This window comes from Galbibacter mesophilus (assembly GCF_023721415.1).
GTDB lineage: Bacteria > Bacteroidota > Bacteroidia > Flavobacteriales > Flavobacteriaceae > Galbibacter > Galbibacter mesophilus.
In genome coordinates, this window is record NZ_JAMQVC010000002.1 from 1,088,908 (window position 1) to 1,108,194 (window position 19,287).

Genomic DNA, 19,287 nt, shown 5'->3' on the forward strand with positions numbered 1-19,287 from the left:
TTAAATATAACAATCATGAAAAATTTAATGATTATTATCTGCTCTCTTTTCCTTTACAGTGCCCATGCACAGACCGAACAGGACATGGTAGGCACCTGGAAATTGGTGAAATTCACCAAGCCTAATGGAAAAGAAAAAAGCATCAAGAAAGAGTTTGGTACTGCGGAAGTGTATCAAGTTTTTGAAGAAAATCATGATTTTACAAGCAAGATAGGTAATGAAACCTACCCTGGAACGTGGAAATTAACCAAGGATAATAAAGAACTTCAAATTGATTCAGGTTCCGGTCCTTTAAAATTTAAAGTAGAACATCTAGATTCCGAGAAGCGGATTATCTCTAATGGAATGCTCGGTACTCTTGAATATATGAAAACGCAATAGTTTAGTCATTAATTACAATTTTCAGAATTGGTTTTTATTATCTCTTCTGAAATTATTTCTCATTCAAACGCACACGGAAATGAAACTTTTCTTTTTTGTGTGCTTTTTTTGTTTTCCTTCATTTTAAAACAACTTTTTCATTAATACTACAGGAATAAATCTTTTGAATCGATACTTTGAACTTTCCTCTTCATTTTGTAACATTACATTTTGAACTATCTTTGAGCGTTTTCTTGAGATTTTTCAAGTATTTCTAACATAATCCGATTCCTAACAGTCGGATTCTAAACCCTTCAGAAGGGCATCAAACATATTTAATGGAAGAAGAGAAAGTAATTCAGAATAAGGAGCTTAGCATTTGGGAAGCATTGATTCCAGTGATTGTTTTAGTAGGTTTATTGGCATTTAATGTTTTTGTTTTTGGAGATGACGCTCTCAGCGGATCAAATCAATTTATACTTTTAATTGGTGGTGCAGTTGCTGCTATTGTAGGAATAGCAAACAAGGTTTCTTACGACCGGATGCTCGAAGAAGTATCCAACAATATAAAATCTACTGCTGGCGCAATCCTAATTTTACTTTTTGTTGGAGCCCTCGCTGGAACATGGCTCATTAGCGGAGTAATTCCTTCCATGATTTATTACGGACTACAAATCTTAAATCCGACTTTCTTTTTAGCGGCTTGTGTAGTTATCTGTGCTATTATTTCTATTGCGACAGGAAGTAGTTGGACGACTTCGGCCACTGTGGGTATTGCCTTGGTTGGGATTGGAGGCGCTTTGGGAATTTCACCTGGAATGACAGCCGGTGCTGTAATATCAGGCGCTTATTTTGGCGATAAAATGTCTCCATTAAGTGATACTACCAACCTCGCTCCTGCTATGGCGGGAACCGATTTGTTCTCGCACATACGGTACATGGCACTCACTACGGTGCCAACAGTTATAGTTACACTTATTATTTTTACCATCATTGGTTTAAATTTGGATACTACCAAAGTTCCAGATACAGCTGCATTGCTTTCGTCCATTGAAGAGTCTTTTTTTATTACCCCATGGCTTTTTATCGTTCCCGTTGTTGTTATATTCTTAATCGTTAAAAAAGCTCCACCACTTTTGGCGTTATTGATTGGCACCTTACTGGGCGGTGTTTTCGCTATTATTTTTCAGCCAGAAATTGTGAAAAACATTACAGGAGCAGACGAACTTACCTTTATATCTGGTTACAAAGGTGTTATGAACGCTATTACCGTAGATACAGCGGTAGAAACAAGTAATGAAAAGCTCAACGACCTATTCTCTGCCGGAGGTATGGCCGGAATGTTGGGAACCATTTGGCTAATTATTTGTGCCATGGTTTTTGGAGGTATTATGGATGCTATTGGCGCTCTTTCTAGAATAAGCAAAGCGTTGCTAACCGCTTTCGATTCGGTATTCGGACTTTTTGCAAGTACGGTGGCGAGTTGCTTGGCACTCAATGTAACCGCATCCGACCAATATTTGGCTATTGTTGTTCCTGGTAAAATGTATGCACAGGCATACCGTGATAAAGGTCTGGCTCCTGAAAACTTGAGTAGAACTTTGGAAGATTCGGGAACAGTAACTTCAGTTTTGGTTCCGTGGAATACTTGTGGAGCCTATCAAAGTGGCGTTTTAGGTGTAGATACTACTGCTTATATCGGCTATGCCTTCTTCAATTATTTGAGTCCGTTTATGACATTGCTTTACGCTGCCTTTCATATCAAAATAAAACAGCTAAACGAAAAATAATTATTCCCTACCGAAAACGGTTATTTTTTGACGATTGCTTAAATTAAACACCTTTCTTTTTGATTATCAGTAAAATTGATTGTTCAGAAGGAAAAGTATTGTCATTTCTTATTCTTATATAAGTTAATATAATTTAAAAACTATGGTTTGCTCTAGCATACTTCTTAAATTTGCTTACGAAGTTTAACAATAAATAAATCATAATAGATATGGCATTAGTAGGAAAAAAATTTCCAAATATAGCAGTGGATGCTATGAATGAAATGGGCGACACTTTTAAAGTTAATGTGTTGGAAGAAGCTATCAAAAACAAGAAAAAAGTTATTCTTTTCTGGTACCCGAAAGATTTTACATTTGTATGTCCAACTGAATTACACGCTTTTCAATCTGCATTAGGAGAATTCGAAAAGAGAAATACCTTAGTTATCGGTGCTTCTTGTGATACTCCAGAAGTTCACTTTGCATGGTTAAACACTGCAAAAGACAACGGTGGTATTGAAGGTGTTACGTACCCGTTATTAGCAGATAGCAACAGAAACCTTGCTAACATGCTACGCATTTTGGATCTTTCTTCTGAAACGTATAACGAAGAAACTGATTCTTACGTTTACGAAGGTGATAACGTAACTTTTAGAGCTACTTTCCTAATTGATGAAGATGGAAAAGTATTTCACGAAAGTGTAAACGACATGCCTGTAGGAAGAAACGTAAACGAATACTTGCGCTTAATTGACGCTTACGCTCACGTACAGAAAAACGGTGAAGTTTGTCCTGCAAATTGGGAAGAAGGAAAAGAGGCTATGAACGCCGACAGAAAAGGAGTTGCAGCATATTTAAGTTCTAACTAATAATAGTATGTTAGTAGAATTAGAAAAAGATAATTTAGCTGAATTGGTTGCAGAAAACGAAATCGTTTTGGTTCAATATTCTGCCGGATGGTGTGGTAATTGCCGCATCATGAAGCCAAAATTCAAGAAATTTTCACAGGAAGCGGAAAATGCAACTTTCGTAATTGCAGATGCTGAGAAATTTCCTGAGTCCAGAAAGTTAGCCAATGTGGATAATTTACCAACATTTGCTGCTTTTAAAAATGGTGAGGTTGTAAACCAAATTCAGACTAATAAAACAGACGTTTTAAAATCTTTTATTGATGAAGCTACCGGTAATTAAACAATTATCAAGTTTTATAGAATCCAACGACGAAGACTATGTGTTAGAAGCGATAGAAACGTTGGAAGCTATTACTGAAGTACCTTCATTGAAAGATGAAGAACTTGATGTAATTGGAGAATTAATTTCCAATATGTACGGTGCTTTGGAAGTCAATAAAATGATTAAAGAAGACGGAATGAGCCAAAAAGAGGCAGTAAATGCCTTTATGAAAAGAGTTTTGGGATCTATTGATAAATAGTCCAGAACCTTGGATGGGAAAAAATTTGAAAAAGTGCTTAAAAGCTACCTGAAAGGTGGCTTTTTTGTTTCGTGGTTTAATTTATGTTTTGAATTAACTCATTTATTTTTAAAGCTCCTTATCCACAGAATAGCAAACAAAAGTTCCGAAAACAGGAGCGAAGGCACGAAGCGACGCGGAGTTTTGATTGCGGTTTTTCGACTTAATGGTCGAAAAAATTCCTTGGATAAGGCGCCTTTCCTGCCTGTTCACCGCAGGTAGGCAGGTTCTTTGTTTCGTTTCTTTTGGGCGAGCAAAAGAAATCGACGTAGGAGATTCATGAATACAATTAAAGATAAATGGAAATTTAATGAACTAAATGAAAGAAGTTTTAAGATTTATAAAATTTAAATTGAATATTTATAAGCTTGGAGGTAAACTAAAGTCATTTTATTAATACCTTTAAACCTATAAACTAAACAAATTTTAATCAACATCATGGCAACAGTTACTTTAAAAGGAAACACAATTCATACTTCAGGAGAACTTCCAGCAAAAGGAAACAAAGCTCCTGCATTTACTCTAATAAAAACAGACCTTTCCAACGCTAGTTTGGAAGATTTTAAAGGATCGAAATTGGTTCTTAATATTTTTCCAAGTATCGATACAGGAACATGTGCAGCCAGTGTACGAGAATTCAATAAAAAAGCTACTTCGCTAGACAACACAAAAGTATTATGTATTTCAAGGGATCTGCCTTTTGCTTTGGCGAGATTTTGCGGTGCTGAAGGATTGGAAAATGTTATTTCTCTATCCGATTTTAGAAATCACAGCTTCGGAAAAGAATACGGGTTGGAATTTACCGATGGTCCATTGGAAGGCTTATTAAGCAGGGTAGTAATTGTTTTGGATGAAGATGGAAAAGTTATCCATACCGAACAGGTTTCCGAAATTGTGGATGAACCTAATTATGAAGCGGCATTAGAAGCTTTAAACGGGTAATGTCTTTTCTTAAAAACAGAATACACAGTATCAGGTACGCCTTTAAAGGGGTGTACCTTTTACTATCCACAGAACCTAGCATTCAGGTTCAATTTGGTATTGCCATACTTGTAACCATCGCCGGATTTTATTTTGGTCTATCTTCCACAGAATGGATTTTTCAAACTCTTACCATTGGTTTGGTAATGAGTATAGAAGGTATGAATACAGGCATTGAAAAACTAGCGGATTTTGTACATCCTTCACACCATAAAAAAATAGGGTTTATAAAAGACATTGCTGCAGGCGCAGTATGCATCGCAGCTGTTGTCGCCATAATTGTAGGCTGCATCATTTACATTCCGAAAATATTTTGAAAATATATCTCGAAACAATACGTTTGTAATTTGTATTTTTGCCACTAAACACAATGTAGCCAATGCCCAAAAAGAAGACGAAAACAACTAAAAAGACTTCCGATAAAAAAATTCCTACTTTTAAGATTTCCAATCAACAAAAAATAATTCTTGGGAGTTTGTTAATGCTCATCAGCATTGCTTGTTTTATCGCTTTTGTCTCCTTTTTCTCTACTTGGCAAGAAGACCAAAGTCTTTTAAAAGAGTTTGGCAACCGACAGGCGGAAGCTAAAAATTGGTTGAATAAATTCGGAGCCTCCGTTAGCCATTTCTTTATTTATAAAGGAGTGGGTATAGCTGCTTTTATATTCCCCATCCTTCTGTTTCAAACAGGTTTCTATCTGTTTTTGAATTACAGTCCAAAAAAACTTTTTAACCGCTGGTTTTGGGGTATTATTATTAGCATTTGGTTGGCTATTCTCTTCGGATTCTTTTCTGAAAGCGCTCCCCTTCTCGGTGGCGTGGTAGGCTTTGAAATGAATGATTTCCTAAGAGCTTACATTGGAAATATCGGTCTTGCTCTACTGCTTTTCTTTGTATTCATCACTTATGCCGTCGTAAGGCTGGGCGTTACACCGCAAAAAATTGCCTCTCTTTTCTACACTACACAAGAAGAGTTTAAAGCGGCTTTTAAAAACAATAAAACGAAAGCGGAAACAGATACAACGGAAGAAACGCCTTCTGAAGTAATCACGCAAAACGAAACTGCTCAAGTCACTCACGTTAATGAGGCGACTGTTGATACGACCTCGGATGTCGATATTGAAAACTCCTTTGAAGTAAAAATAGCTGAAGACGAAGAGGAAAGTACCCCGATTAGCACCATAAAACGCGAAACGATTGAAGATGACACCAGCGACCTGCAAATGGAGGTGGAAACTGTTGAAGAAGAAAAGGAAGAAACAGACAATCTTGCCGAAAAATTGGTAAAGGATTTTGGGGAATTCGATCCGAAATTAGCATTGAGCAATTATAAATTCCCCACGCTGGAACTCCTAAACGATTATGGTGCAGGAAGTATTACCATCAATCAGGAAGAGCTGGAGGAAAATAAAAATAAAATTGTTGACACGCTCAAGAATTATAAAATTGAAATTTCCCAAATTAAAGCTACCATTGGGCCAACGGTTACACTTTACGAAATAGTGCCGGCCGCTGGGGTTAGAATATCCAAAATAAAAAATTTAGAAGACGATATTGCCCTTTCGCTTGCTGCTCTGGGAATACGGATTATTGCGCCAATACCCGGTAAAGGTACCATTGGTATTGAAGTGCCTAATAAAAACGCTACCATCGTTTCGATGCGTTCGGTAATTGCTTCCAAAAAGTTTCAATCTGCAGAAATGGAACTTCCCATTGCTTTCGGGAAAAACATCAGCAATGAAACTTTTGTAGTGGACCTTGCTAAAATGCCACACTTGTTAATGGCCGGTGCCACGGGACAAGGTAAATCAGTTGGATTAAATGCGATTCTTACTTCTTTATTGTACAAAAAACATCCTGCGGAAGTAAAATTTGTGTTGGTCGACCCAAAAAAGGTAGAACTTACCCTTTTCAACAAAATTGAACGACACTTTTTGGCTAAATTACCAGATAGCGGAGAAGCAATTATTACCGACAACACTAAGGTGATAAATACTTTAAATTCTCTTTGTATCGAGATGGACAATCGCTATGAGCTTTTGAAAAATGCCATGGTGAGAAATATTAAAGAATACAATGCGAAGTTTAAAGCTAGAAAACTGAATCCGAATGACGGACACCAGTTCTTACCGTATATCGTTTTGGTAATTGATGAGTTTGCCGACCTAATAATGACGGCGGGAAAAGAAGTAGAAACTCCTATCGCTCGATTGGCGCAATTGGCAAGGGCAATCGGGATTCACTTGATTATTGCAACACAAAGACCTTCGGTGAATGTGATTACCGGTATTATTAAGGCCAATTTCCCTGCACGAGTAGCATTTAGAGTTACGTCTAAAATAGATTCCAGAACCATTTTGGATTCCCCAGGAGCCGATCAATTGATTGGACGTGGTGACATGCTTTACACACAAGGTAACGACCTTACCCGACTACAATGTGCCTTTGTTGACACTCCAGAAGTTGAAAAAATTACCGACTATATTGGCGGACAACGAGCCTATCCAGATGCCCATATCCTGCCAGAATATGTCGGCGAGGACTCTGGCACAGGACTTGATGTAGATATATCCGAACGCGACGCTTTGTTTAAAGAAGCCGCGGAAGTGATTGTTATAGCCCAACAAGGTTCAGCTTCTCTGCTTCAGCGTAAGCTTAAATTGGGCTACAACCGTGCGGGTAGAATTATCGATCAGCTGGAGGCAGCAGGCATTGTTGGTCCGTTTGAAGGTAGCAAAGCCCGTCAAGTACTCGTAACGGACATGGCGGCTTTAGAGCAATTGCTCAGTAATGAATAATAATTTCAGTAATAAAAAAATTAATAACAGATTTATAATGAGAACACTAATTTTAATAGCAACCCTTTTTATTTCAACCTTTACCCTCCAGGCACAAAGCGATGCAAAAGCAAAAGCATTGTTGGATGAAGTTTATAATAAAGTAAAAGGATACGACAATATTTACATCGAATTTAAATACGCCTTGGACAATTCTGCTGAAAACATCCACCAAGAAACTAAAGGAGATGTTACCATTCAAGGCGATAAATACGTGTTCAATTATTTAGGCGCTACCAAAATTTTCGACGGAAACAAAACCTACACCATTATTCCTGAAAACGAAGAAGTTGTTATCGAAAGTAACGGAGAAAATGGTGAAGAAGGAACGATTACCCCATCCAAAATGCTTACTTTCTATAAAAAAGGATACAACTATAAGTGGGATATTCTTCAAAACGTAAAAGGAAGAAATATTCAATACGTCGCTTTGACTCCCATCGATAGTAATTCAGAAATCAAAAAAATATTGTTGGGCATCGATGCGCAAACCAAGCATATTTACAATTTAATTGAAGTTGGCTCTAACGGAACCAAAACAACCATCACCGTAAATTCCTTTAAAACAAATGAGCCCATTTCTAAATCTTTGTTTACTTTCAACAAAGCAAAATATGACGATTTAGGGTATTACATTATTGAAAATTAAGCGTACAACACATTGAAAATTTTAGACCGGTACATATTATCGAGGTTTCTGTATAATTTCATCAGTTCTTTTGTGATACTGATGTTCATTTTCATTTTTCAGGCGATTTGGTTTTTTATTGACGAATTTGCTGGTAAAGACATTGACCTTATCATCGTTGGAAAGTTTCTATTTTACTACTCCCCCAACCTAATCCCCATGGTGTTGCCGCTAACGGTTTTGTTGGCCTCGATTATGACCTTTGGTGCCTTGGCAGAAAACTATGAGTTTGCGGCGATGAAGGCTTCGGGAATTTCCTTAAATCGCGCGATGCGTGGACTTATCATTTTTATTACTTTCCTGAGTATCGGAACTTTCTTCTTCGCCAATAATGTAATTCCTGCTGCGGAATACAAATCGTATAACCTCAGACGAAACATCGCTCAAATGAAGCCTGCTATGGCTATTTCTGAAGGAGCCTTTAGTACGGTTGGGGAAGATTTCAGCATGAAAGTGGATAAAAAACATGGGGATAATGATCAGTTGTTGGACAATGTAATTATTCACCAACTTACCGATGGCGGCATTAATGATAAGGTTATAAAATCGATTGATGGGGAATTGGTAAGTAATGAAAACTCTAATATTCTTCAACTCGTGCTTACCAACGGTAATTTTTATCAGGACGTAAAAGCTGAAAGCAGGGACAAGCGTGATAATTATCCTTTTGCTAAAGCAAGTTTTGAAAAGTACACGATTTTCATGGACTTGAGCAATTTGAACAATGTTGATTTGGAGGAAGAAAAAGTGAAGAACACCTTCAAAATGCTCAACGTTTCAGAATTAGATTACGCCATTGATTCTTTGGAAAAAGACAACCAAAAAATCTTTACTAATTTCGGAGAAAACGTTTATAAACGGACGGGCGCTTCTAATTTATCACTTAGAAACAGAGTAAACCGACCCAAAAAAGACAATGACAAAATAACCGTTGAGGATAAAGAAGCGGTACAGTCACTTATAAAAACGAATATTGATAGTGTTATTTCCCTTGTAGAAGATTATAGGCAGAATCAGTTGGTAGATATGGCGCTAAATACGGTTAAAAATACCAAATCTACCCTTGAAGGGAAAAAATGGGATTTAAACAGAAGAACAAAATTGTACAATCACCATATACTTTCCAAGCATCAAAAATATGCGTTGGCATTTACTTGCTTCATACTTTTCTTTGTTGGAGCTCCTTTGGGTGCAATTATTAGAAAAGGTGGGCTAGGATTGCCAATGGTATTGGCAATTGGTTTGTTCTTGAGTTATCACTTTATAGGGATTTTCGCCAAAAACTACGCAGAAGACGGCAGCATCCCGCCTATTGTGGGTTCTTGGTTGCCGACGGCTATTATGCTTCCGTTGGGAATTTTCCTTACACGACAGGCTACCGCAGATAAGGCCGTTTTTGATATAGGAAACTTGTTATCCAAGATATCCGGACTTTTCAGTTTTCTAAAGAAAAAGAAACCAGAAGTTGCAAAATAAGTATCTTTGAGAAAAATTTGCAATGAATTCAGATACGCTAATGGCTACATCAGCAATTAAATTAAATACCATAGAAGAAGCTATCAACGACATCCGAAAAGGAAAAGTTATTATTGTTGTTGACGATGAAAATAGAGAGAATGAAGGTGATTTTGTAGCAGCAGCTGAAAAAGTGACTCCAGAAATGATAAATTTCATGGCAACACACGGCCGTGGATTAATTTGTACGCCTTTAACCGAAAAACGTTGTAAAGACCTCGAACTACACCCCATGGTGGGCAACAATACGGACCCCATGGAAACTGCTTTTACTGTTTCGGTAGACCTTAGAGGATACGGAGTAACAACAGGTATTTCTGCCGGTGATAGAGCGAAAACCATTCAAGCATTAATCAATCCGGAAACCAAACCTTTTGAATTGGGCCGACCAGGACATATTTTCCCATTGGTAGCCAAAGAAGGGGGTGTTTTACGACGAACAGGCCATACCGAGGCTGCTATTGATTTCGCTAGACTTGCAGGATTGGAGCCTGCTGGGGTAATTGTGGAAATTATGAACGAAGATGGTTCGATGGCACGCCTTCCTGAACTATGCAAGGTTGCTGAAGAACTTGATTTAAAAATTGTAACTATTGAAGACTTGGTTGCATACAGAATGCAACACGATAGCCTTATTGAAAAAAAGGAAGACTTTGATGTAGAAACCCGCTTCGGAAAATTTAGGTTGCGTGCTTACAAACAAACTACCAATAATCAAGTACATATCGCGTTAACGAAAGGCTCTTGGAAATCAGATGAGCCCATTTTAACCCGTATAAATTCCACTTTGGTCAATAACGATATCTTAGGTACGCTTACCAGCAATGCTGATAAAAAACTTGATGATATGTTTAAACAACTAAACAAGGAAGGGCGCGGTGCCATTGTTTTTATCAATCAAGAAAGTCACTCTATAAATTTATTGAAAAGGCTTACTGAATTAAAAGAACTACAGGCAAACGGTGAAATGCGTGCGCCAAAAATAAACATGGATGCCAAAGATTTTGGTATTGGTGCCCAAATTCTTCACGACCTAGACATTTCTAAAATAAGATTGCTATCCAACTCCACACAAACAAAACGTGTAGGTATCATAGGCTACGGACTAGAAATCGTGGAGTATGTGAATTACTAGTTCTTTCTTTGGCTGAATAGTTAATTGGGTTTAAAAACTGCCAACTGAACACTGGCTACTTGCCAATTGAAATTTAAATTGATTTGAATTAAAAGATGATAGGTGATTATGATTTGATTATTTCTATCAAATCTTCCATTTCCTCCGATTTATTCTCAAAAATATGATCCAAAATTTTCTTAATACTTTCAACATCCCTATCGTTCATTTTATAATAAGTATATAAACTCGGATTTAGGCCTTTCAACAGTTTCTTCATTTTATTATTATTCAATATATAATACTGACCGCTTTTTAAATCTAATAAAACGTTATTATTCTTATTTGCAATAAGCATTCCTGTTAGGCCAAAGGTAGTGGCCAGAGCAGCAGTATTATCCGAATTGATAAATGTATCATTAAACAGTAAATAATCTTTTACCCGTTTGGTTTTAATGTAATGTTTATCACTTGAGTAAACCGACGAATTGATGTAAATAGAACTTCCATCGGAAAAAGCATAAAACTGAGGAGATTCCTTTAAATCGTTCTCAAAATAAACCTTATCGTCCTTTTCCTTAATTACTTTGAATTCTGAAAATGCCACAGCCTCATTGCTGTTAAGCTCCGAAAAAGAAGTGAAAAATCCAGCTTTTGGCGCTTCCGCTAAAATCTTGGAAGAAGGGACTTCTGATAGTATTGAAATTACAGTAGGATTGGAAATGGAATCTTTTTTTGTATTAAAACCAATAAATGCCTCATGTAGGATTTCACGTATCCTATCATCATGTTTCGAGGTCGCATCGATAGCAGCATTATGGCTTATACTATTTACATAAGAGTCTAACAAATAATATTTCTTCTCATCTATTTTTTTCAAAAAATCCATATTCAAAATTACGGTTCCCGTTTCACTAAACGCTGTGGTATGCTCCGAAATTAAAAATTGATTAATACGTAATGTAAGCTCTTCGTTCGATTCACTTTCAGAAAAAAGTTTTTCAAAATAACTCATTAAAACGCTGTGTAAACTATCAGTAAGTACAGCGGTGACATTTTTATTAAACATTCCTTTTTGCGCGAAACCGATATTATTTTTATAGATCCTATTGTCTATTACCTCAGTTATTCTAAATGATGTATTTATAGGTTGGATTTCGTTTACATCCAGTATATCTACAACATGCTCCTTTTCATCTGATTGAGAAAAAATAAATGTCGTGTTTAGTATAAGAAGAAGAAAAAGTAAAAGATTTTTGCTCATAATTGAAACTTTTTTAACGGACGAGCAAATAAATAAAATTAAATAATATCTTTTTCAGATTTCAAAAAAAAAGCAGCTAATTAAAGCTGCTTTTTTTATAATCGTTACTTATTCAGTTATTTAACCGTTTCCGGCACACTTTCCAGTACATTTTTCATTCTTTCTGCTCTTTGTTTAACCTCTTCCTCTGTCCAACTAAGCTTGATAAGTACCGAAATAGAACGACCTAACCATTTATCCGATTGGCTAAAATCTGCTTTGTGGTAATCAGGTAGCCCATTTTTCACCTCCTCCGGAAGTTTTCCTAAACTCTTTAGATCTTTTAAGTGATCCCATTTCTTGATGTAATGCCAATTATTGTCGAACCAATAAAAACATCCATCCACACCATTGGCAACCAATTCTTTTTGTGTCGTTCTGGCGGTTGCTTCATCTGGCATAAAAAATGTTAAGAAGGAATAGTTTTCCACGCCTCCTTCAGGTACCTTTCGCATGGTAACGCCCTCTACATTTTCAATCGCGTTTCTTAAAATGGTGTAATTTTTTTTCTGAATTTCAATAAACTCATCCAATCTTGCGATTTGAGCCAAGCCAACAGCTGCGTTTAATTCAGATATCCTAAAATTATATCCCAAAAACGGATGTGTTTCCGCTCCCCTATCATTCCCAACATGATCATGACCGTGATCGGAGTAATGATCGGCATTGGTTTTATAACGTTCATTATTGGTAATTACGGCCCCTCCTTCACCACAGGTAATCGTCTTTACGTAATCAAAAGAAAAACATCCTAAGTCTCCATAGCTTCCTAAGGGCTTTCCTTCAAAACTACCGCCAATAGCCTGACAGGCATCTTCCAATAATAATAAATTGTATTTCTTGCACAGAGAAGCCAGCGCTTTCAAATCAGCCATGGAACCGCACATGTGCACAGGCATAACCACTTTTGTTTTTTCAGTAATCGCTTCCTCAACTTTCTTCGGATCCAACGTCAAAGTATCATCAACATCAACCAAAACAGGTACAGCACCAATTGCAACAATGGATTCAAAACTAGCAACGAAAGTAAATGTAGGCATAATAACTTCATCACCTGCGCCTATTCCAGCACTCGCCAAAGCAACGGTTAAAGCGGAAGTTCCGCTACTTACCAACTGCGCATGTTCAACCTGCATTCTTTTGGCAATAGCCTTTTCTAGCTCCAAGGCTTTCCAATGTCCGTTTCTATTTCCGTCGAAACCATATCGCATTAAAACACCGCTCTCTAAAACATCGTTTACCTGCTTACGTTCCTGATCCCCAAAAAGTTCAAATCCTGGCATAAAAAATAATTTATTTTATACAAAGTTAACCAAAAGCTTTATGTCGAAAAAAGTTCACTGGTAAACTTTTATTAAAGTGTTTCACTAAAAATCAATCACACTGTCTTTTAACGGTTTACGAACCTTCTTGAAATTAGCAAACATATCATCTTCGGCGCGGTATCCCACGGGAAGTACCAAAACTGAGCTTAAATTTTTCTCTTTTAATTGTAATATTTCGTCATATTCATCTGGTGAAAAACCTTCCATAGGACAAGCATCAATACCTTCGATAGCGCAAACTGTCAACAAATTTCCTAAAGCCAAATACGCTTGATTTTTCGCCCAATTTTTAATCTCCTCAACGGTTTTCTTTTTGAAGTCCTTAATAAGAAAATCCTGAAAAGGTTCCAACACTTCATCAGGAGTATTTCTAACATGTTTCACCCGCTCAAAATAGCGTTTTATATACGTTTCATTTATTTCATCTTGAATACAAAGAATTAATACATGTGAAGCATTTTCCACCTGTTTTTGATTCCAAGAACTGGCGGTGAGTTTCTTTTGAATTCTTTTATCCGAAACAATCAACAAAGTAACGGGTTGTAACCCATAAGAAGTTGCAGTTAAGTTAAACGCCTTTTTCAAGGTATTCACTTTACTGTCTGCCAACAATTTTTCGTTATCAAATTTTTTAACAGCATACCGCCATTCCAAGGCTTCGATGATACTCATTACGATTCGTTTTACACAAAAGTAAGGTTTTACCTATTATTTAGTATTGTTCATCGTTATTTATTTCTAGGATTAGAAAAAGAATTTTCAAGCTCATTTAATTGATTTACAACTGGTAATAATAAATCCATAAAAAAAGTATATTTTAATCTTTCTGAATTCAAAAAAGGTTTCTATATTTGCACCCGCAAAGGAGAAATGGCAGAGTGGTCGAATGCGGCAGTCTTGAAAACTGTTGAGGGTCACACCTCCGGGGGTTCGAATCCCTCTTTCTCCGCTAGGAGCGCAACAAACTCCAACAAAATCCCGTAAACCACCAGTGTTTACGGGATTTTTCATTTTATACCATTTCAATTAAATTGAATTAATATCAATAAAAAGTGGACTAATTCGGTGTCACTAAAAACTTAAGATTAAGTGACACCGAATTGCTCTAAACCCCTTTATTTTAGTGCCTTTTGATGCTTTTTGAATTTTGCTATTCGGTGTCTAATTCGTACCTTTTTTTCAAAATTCGGTGTCACTTATGATTAATTCACTTTCCTTATTGTATTACATAAAAAAATCCAAAGCGGATTTAAACAAGAAATGTAACATTTACATGAGAATTACCATTGACGGAAAAAGGGCAGAATTCAGCGTCAATAGAAAAATTGAAGCTGATCGCTGGTTGGCAAAATCCGGTATGGCAAGAGGTTCCAACCCGGAAATAAATGAGCTAAACAATTATTTGACTAAAGTAAAAACAGCCATTCTTAATAAACATCAAGAATTTATTACCAATGAAAAAGCGCTTACAGCAGTTGCCCTAAGAGACGCCTATCTTGGAAAAAACAAAAGGTACAAGATGCTCCTAGACATATTTCAGGAACATAACGACAAAGTAGATAGCCTTGTAGGCAAAGATTTTTCAGCCGGCACAGCAGAACGCTACAGAACAGCAAAAAAACATGTTGAAGATTATATTAAAACTGAACTGAAACAAAATGACATTCCCGCTGTAGATGTAGATTACAAATTTATTACCGGTTTCGAATATTACTTAAAAACAAAAAGGAAGTGTAGCCATAATACGGCAATAAAATATGTTACCAATTTCAAAAAAATTATTCGCATAGCTTTGGCCAACGATTGGATTAAAAAAGACCCATTTCTTAATTGGAAAGTTCGCTTAAAGAATGTAGAACGTGAATATCTCACACAACAAGAAATAGGTACGTTATTAAACAAAGATTTCAAAGTCCAGCGTTTGGAACAGGTAAGGGACGTTTTTTTATTCTGTTGCTTTACAGGGCTCGCATACGCTGATGTTAAAAAATTAAGTAATAATGATATTTCTATTGGTATCGACGGCGAAAAATGGATTAAAACGAACAGGACAAAAACAAAATCAAAAAGTAACATACCAATATTACCTTTAGCTGGTATGATCTTGGACAAATATGCAGATAATCCGGATTGCCGTAGAGAAGGAAAACTTCTTCCTGTTTTAACCAATCAAAAAATGAATGCATACCTTAAAGAAATCGCGGATCTCAGCGGAATCAACAAAAACTTCACCACTCATATGGCTCGTCACACATTTGCTACAACCGTCACCCTTTCTAATGGCGTCCCTATTGAATCGGTAAGTAAAATGCTAGGTCATAGCTCACTTAAAACAACCCAACATTATGCTAAAATTTTGGATAAAAAAGTAAGTGACGACATGAACCTTTTAAAAAACAAACTTAGGATTACCAATTAAAATAAGTCAAAGGATAAATTTTTATCTATAGTGTATTCGACCATCATTAAATTCTAACAAAAAAAAGAGCCAGATTATTTCTGACTCTTTTGATGTGACCATTTTAATATACTGCTATTTATTTTTAAGGTCTTCTATCCTCTCCTGAATCCTCTCCCGTATATTTTATTATTTGGAAATCATTTGTAGCCGTTCCATTTAAATAATAGAAACATATGTTTTTTCAGGTTTTCCAAAGAGATAACACTTTAATTATTTTTTTTCTATCAATTCCTTTAGTTCAGCACTGGGCTCAAATATAATAGTAGGTGCTCCTCCTATAAGTTCTTCAGACCTTATTTTAATAATCCTTGACCCAGTGCTTTCCAAAAACTGAGGAACAATATTGTGAGGATATCTTAAAATATAATTTCCTTCTTCATCAAGACTTCCATTTCGTATGTAAGTCCCTTTTAAAAATTGTAGTTTCTGCTCTCTGGTCTTGAACTTACTGATTTTCAGGTGACCTGAATATATGTAAAAATCCTTGTCTTCTTTATCAGTATACATCACGTCCATCTTCTTAAATTTGTAAAAACTATGGAATTTATCGATATATTTTTCGGAATAAATAAAAGATGGTGAATTTTCATCGTTATCAGGAGTTTCAACACGAAAACGATTGATATCTAAGCCAGATTTTGGTATACCTACCATAAAGCTATCCAAAGCTTTTTTTTGACCACTGTAAAAATATGTTACCAAAAATCTTTTTTTCTTTGCATTCGGAATATATGTGTATCCCCAGAGATATAGGTCAGCCCAAGCAAGTAGCACATATCCAAGTATTTTTTATTGCTTTCTTAGGATAATCCAGTATTACAAAAAGCTGTAACTAGTAGCAATACGATTACCATATGATTTCTTTTCACTTCCATAAGCTAAAAACTTTCCCAATGGCTATCCAAGACTGATATTAAAATCGAAATCCATAACATATACAGTTTCGAAAGTAATAGAGCCTATTTGTGAAGCAACTACCAAAATTGCTATGAATCTTAACTCATAAATAGTCGCGTATCCAATAGTAATGACCTCCTTGACATTTAAAAGGTTCTTTTCAATCCTTTACGTCCTATAAACCACTTAACCTTGACGGTATATTTAGATTTATTGAATCCATCTCTCTAAAGTGGTAAATTTCATTGATTTCCACTGAAGTCTTTGTCTCATAATCTATTTTTCGATAAAAAATCAAGGAGCTATCCTTTCTTGTTGCTTCCAGTCCCATCAAAATTAAATTTCCTTTTGGATCTAATTCATAATATCTGATAATTAAATTTTTATTGTCCATGGTGTATTTACCCCACATATAAAGCTGGATATTCTTGCTTATAAAATTATAATTCTTGGGAGTAAACAAATCGTAATTCGCTAAAAAACAATCCGTTTTCCAAAAAGCATTTAATTCCGCTATTGAAACGTCCGAATAACAATACCTTTCATATTTAATATTGTGAATCTGATTTTGTCCTTCATTAATGAATACATTACTTTTAAAAAGGCCATTAGATAAAAAGACAATAGGATAAACGTTCTCTCTATCATTTAAATCTTTTACAATTTTATAATAATAACCATCCGTTCTTGGCCCATGTAATAGTTTAATTCCCTCATTTTTAATAAAATAAGGCTTTTGCTTTAAATGAAAACAAGATGAAAGTAGCAATAAGGGTAATATGCAAAAGCCCTTTATAATAATATTCATAAATTTAGGTATTTAAACTATTTAAAAATATCATTTAAACCATAGTAAAGTGAACCACCGTTTATGTTCAATTGACATCGATGGACATTTTCATTTTATTTTAAACATTAACCCATATTCGATTTAGGATCTAACGGATATAACAGTTTTAATAACTAATATTTATAGATTCAAATTAAAATGATAGTAATACACGAACATTGTATTCTTTAAATCCATTGCATTTTTAAACAAATAGTCAATTTGACCTATACATGCATATCCAATGATTTATCTATAATAGTATTTACTGTCATTACTTGTTAATGGAATTAGACTTCTAAGTATTTTCTTTACCCTAGTGAGTACAAATATTTAGGTAAATAAAAAACCTACGAATAGTATCATGAATATTTCTGAATATCATTCGCGATTAAATCTAATATTTCAACTTCGCTAATGGTTTGAAAATATGTGTTTGTTATTTTTTTCTTCATAAAAATTTCTTTTACTTTTTCAGTAACAATTATGAACCTAGTTCCCTTTGGCATAAAAATGTCCGATCTATCCCACTCTTTCATTTCTGGAAATAGACCTTTGTAATAAATTGCAGGTATCCCTCCTGGAACCAAGATTTTTTCAACCAAGTCAGATTTCTCAAAATTTAATCTACCAGATCGACCAATTACTGAAAAACCATAACATTTTGGAATTATTTCTCCTTTTTTACTGAATAACTCCACCTCAAAGTCTAACCAGCCTGATATTTTATATTGATTTAGAATGTTTTTTAATCTTTCTGAAATTAGAAATAAGTTTGCATAACCAGTGTCCAGAACCTCCCTTAATTTTGCCCCATTATCTTGTACAAATGTTACTGGAAAAGATATATTATCATAATCTCCCATTGCCAACCGCTCTGGTTCAGAAGGTTTATAATCCAATTCAAAACTAAACTTTCTTAAATTGATCGGAGAGGCTTGAAAGGTTGTCGATACCAATTTGCTACTTAACAAGAAAAATTTATTGTTGCCCTTAAAATACATTCTTATGTTAAATGTGTTTAATGAGGGAGTTAAGACTTGCAAGAGAGTAACGGTTCGAAAATCAGATCTTGCAAGCCATATTGCTCTAAAAAGTTTTTTAATTTTTGACTGACAACCAAAAGGGGTCTTGCATATCTTATCTTCATATTCCCATTATTTACAAGATTGGATAGCCCCATATGCTCCCAAGTGTTTAAAATATCATAATCTTGCATATCTATAAAAACTTGATCATTATACGTTAATTTTACTGGCTTTACTACCGTGGGTCTGCCGTTTTCAATCTTTCCCATAATTAATTCATTGAAATAGCCATTTCTTTTACAAGTTGAACATTGATTTTCTATTAATAAACCTTTGGTTAATTTGGCCTGGGGCAAACTTTTTATACCACGTAAGTGATAGTAAGGCAATATATCCCCGTTATCGTCCATAGTTTTTTTCAGACCCTCCATATTAATATTTTTAAATTCCGCTTGCTGGTATAGCATTTCAGAAATTATATAATCCCCATCAATGGTTTGAAATAGATCTTTGGAGATTATTTTTGGAAATTTGACTTTTAAATTCCCCGTTACTTGGGCAAAAGTCCCACATACTGCACATGCAGGAGGTAAATCATAATTGGTTCCACAATTTTCTCCACTTTTACCGATAGACTTGTTAATATATGTTAAAATGAAATACCCCATTTCTTTAATTTTTTTGAACTTCAAATAACTTGCCCTGCTTTA

The 19,287-nt window shown here is 35.4% G+C and carries 19 protein-coding genes and 1 tRNA gene; 13 read left to right on the forward strand and 7 right to left on the reverse strand.

Annotation, left to right across the window (positions count from 1 at the left end; translation table 11 throughout):
- Window positions 1-15: 15 nt before the first annotated feature.
- From NDQ75_RS11510 to ribB, 11 genes are all read left to right on the forward strand, one after another.
- Window positions 16-381, forward strand: a complete 366-nt coding sequence (locus NDQ75_RS11510; protein WP_202027643.1) for a lipocalin family protein — start codon at window positions 16-18, stop codon at window positions 379-381.
- 317 nt (window positions 382-698) lie between these two features.
- A complete protein-coding gene (gene nhaC / locus NDQ75_RS11515; RefSeq protein WP_202027644.1) occupies window positions 699-2,150 on the forward strand; it encodes a Na+/H+ antiporter NhaC in 1,452 nt (483 codons plus the stop codon).
- Between the two features lie 209 nt (window positions 2,151-2,359).
- Complete coding sequence (locus NDQ75_RS11520; RefSeq protein WP_202027646.1) at window positions 2,360-2,998, forward strand: peroxiredoxin; 639 nt, start codon at window positions 2,360-2,362, stop codon at window positions 2,996-2,998.
- 7 nt (window positions 2,999-3,005) lie between these two features.
- Window positions 3,006-3,320, forward strand: coding sequence for a thioredoxin family protein (locus NDQ75_RS11525; RefSeq protein ID WP_202027648.1), 315 nt, complete (start codon window positions 3,006-3,008; stop codon window positions 3,318-3,320).
- A complete protein-coding gene (locus NDQ75_RS11530) occupies window positions 3,301-3,561 on the forward strand; it encodes a DUF6952 family protein (protein WP_202027650.1) in 261 nt (86 codons plus the stop codon). The genes NDQ75_RS11525 and NDQ75_RS11530 overlap by 20 nt, the downstream gene beginning before the upstream one ends.
- 477 nt (window positions 3,562-4,038) lie before the next feature.
- Window positions 4,039-4,542: a thiol peroxidase gene (tpx, locus tag NDQ75_RS11535; protein ID WP_202027652.1), complete on the forward strand. Its 504-nt coding sequence runs from the start codon at window positions 4,039-4,041 to the stop codon at window positions 4,540-4,542.
- Complete coding sequence (locus NDQ75_RS11540; RefSeq protein WP_202027653.1) at window positions 4,542-4,898, forward strand: diacylglycerol kinase; 357 nt, start codon at window positions 4,542-4,544, stop codon at window positions 4,896-4,898. The genes tpx and NDQ75_RS11540 overlap by 1 nt, the downstream gene beginning before the upstream one ends.
- 62 nt (window positions 4,899-4,960) lie before the next feature.
- Window positions 4,961-7,378: a DNA translocase FtsK gene (locus tag NDQ75_RS11545; protein WP_202027655.1), complete on the forward strand. Its 2,418-nt coding sequence runs from the start codon at window positions 4,961-4,963 to the stop codon at window positions 7,376-7,378.
- Between the two features lie 37 nt (window positions 7,379-7,415).
- The gene (locus NDQ75_RS11550) at window positions 7,416-8,066 is read left to right on the forward strand and encodes a LolA family protein (RefSeq protein WP_202027656.1); all 651 of its coding nucleotides are present in this window, start codon (window positions 7,416-7,418) and stop codon (window positions 8,064-8,066) included.
- 81 nt (window positions 8,067-8,147) lie between these two features.
- A complete protein-coding gene (locus NDQ75_RS11555) occupies window positions 8,148-9,581 on the forward strand; it encodes an LptF/LptG family permease (RefSeq protein WP_242513626.1) in 1,434 nt (477 codons plus the stop codon).
- Window positions 9,582-9,603: 22 nt separating this feature from the next.
- Entirely contained in the window at window positions 9,604-10,755 is a 1,152-nt protein-coding gene (ribB, locus tag NDQ75_RS11560) for a 3,4-dihydroxy-2-butanone-4-phosphate synthase (protein WP_202027658.1), read from the forward strand.
- Window positions 10,756-10,861: 106 nt separating this feature from the next.
- Here ribB and NDQ75_RS11565 read toward each other — a convergent pair whose 3' ends face one another.
- From NDQ75_RS11565 to NDQ75_RS11575, 3 genes are all read right to left on the reverse strand, one after another.
- The gene (locus NDQ75_RS11565) at window positions 10,862-11,998 is read right to left on the reverse strand and encodes a hypothetical protein (RefSeq protein WP_202027659.1); all 1,137 of its coding nucleotides are present in this window, start codon (window positions 11,996-11,998) and stop codon (window positions 10,862-10,864) included.
- A 116-nt stretch (window positions 11,999-12,114) separates the two neighbouring features.
- Entirely contained in the window at window positions 12,115-13,320 is a 1,206-nt protein-coding gene (locus tag NDQ75_RS11570; protein ID WP_202027660.1) for a DegT/DnrJ/EryC1/StrS family aminotransferase, read from the reverse strand.
- An 84-nt stretch (window positions 13,321-13,404) separates the two neighbouring features.
- Window positions 13,405-14,034 (reverse strand): NAD(P)H-dependent oxidoreductase, encoded by a 630-nt coding sequence (locus NDQ75_RS11575; protein WP_202027661.1) that lies wholly within the window; start codon window positions 14,032-14,034, stop codon window positions 13,405-13,407.
- A gap of 192 nt (window positions 14,035-14,226) precedes the next feature.
- Here NDQ75_RS11575 and NDQ75_RS11580 point away from each other — a divergent pair.
- A tRNA-Ser gene (locus NDQ75_RS11580) sits at window positions 14,227-14,311 on the forward strand.
- 249 nt (window positions 14,312-14,560) lie between these two features.
- On the forward strand, window positions 14,561-15,781 hold the full coding sequence (locus NDQ75_RS11585; protein ID WP_202027662.1) for a site-specific integrase: 1,221 nt from the start codon (window positions 14,561-14,563) through the stop codon (window positions 15,779-15,781).
- 252 nt (window positions 15,782-16,033) lie between these two features.
- On the opposite strand, the gene NDQ75_RS11590 is transcribed toward NDQ75_RS11585, so the two are convergent.
- The 4 genes from NDQ75_RS11590 to NDQ75_RS11605 form a co-directional block, all read right to left on the reverse strand.
- Entirely contained in the window at window positions 16,034-16,597 is a 564-nt protein-coding gene (locus tag NDQ75_RS11590; RefSeq protein ID WP_202027663.1) for a hypothetical protein, read from the reverse strand.
- 298 nt (window positions 16,598-16,895) lie between these two features.
- On the reverse strand, window positions 16,896-17,528 hold the full coding sequence (locus tag NDQ75_RS11595) for a hypothetical protein (protein WP_202027664.1): 633 nt from the start codon (window positions 17,526-17,528) through the stop codon (window positions 16,896-16,898).
- 383 nt (window positions 17,529-17,911) lie between these two features.
- Window positions 17,912-18,415 carry an imm11 family protein gene (locus NDQ75_RS11600; protein WP_202027665.1) on the reverse strand — a complete coding sequence of 168 codons (504 nt, stop codon included), beginning with the start codon at window positions 18,413-18,415 and terminating at the stop codon, window positions 17,912-17,914.
- 167 nt (window positions 18,416-18,582) lie between these two features.
- On the reverse strand, window positions 18,583-19,269 hold the full coding sequence (locus NDQ75_RS11605; RefSeq protein WP_202027666.1) for a hypothetical protein: 687 nt from the start codon (window positions 19,267-19,269) through the stop codon (window positions 18,583-18,585).
- Window positions 19,270-19,287 lie beyond the last annotated feature (18 nt).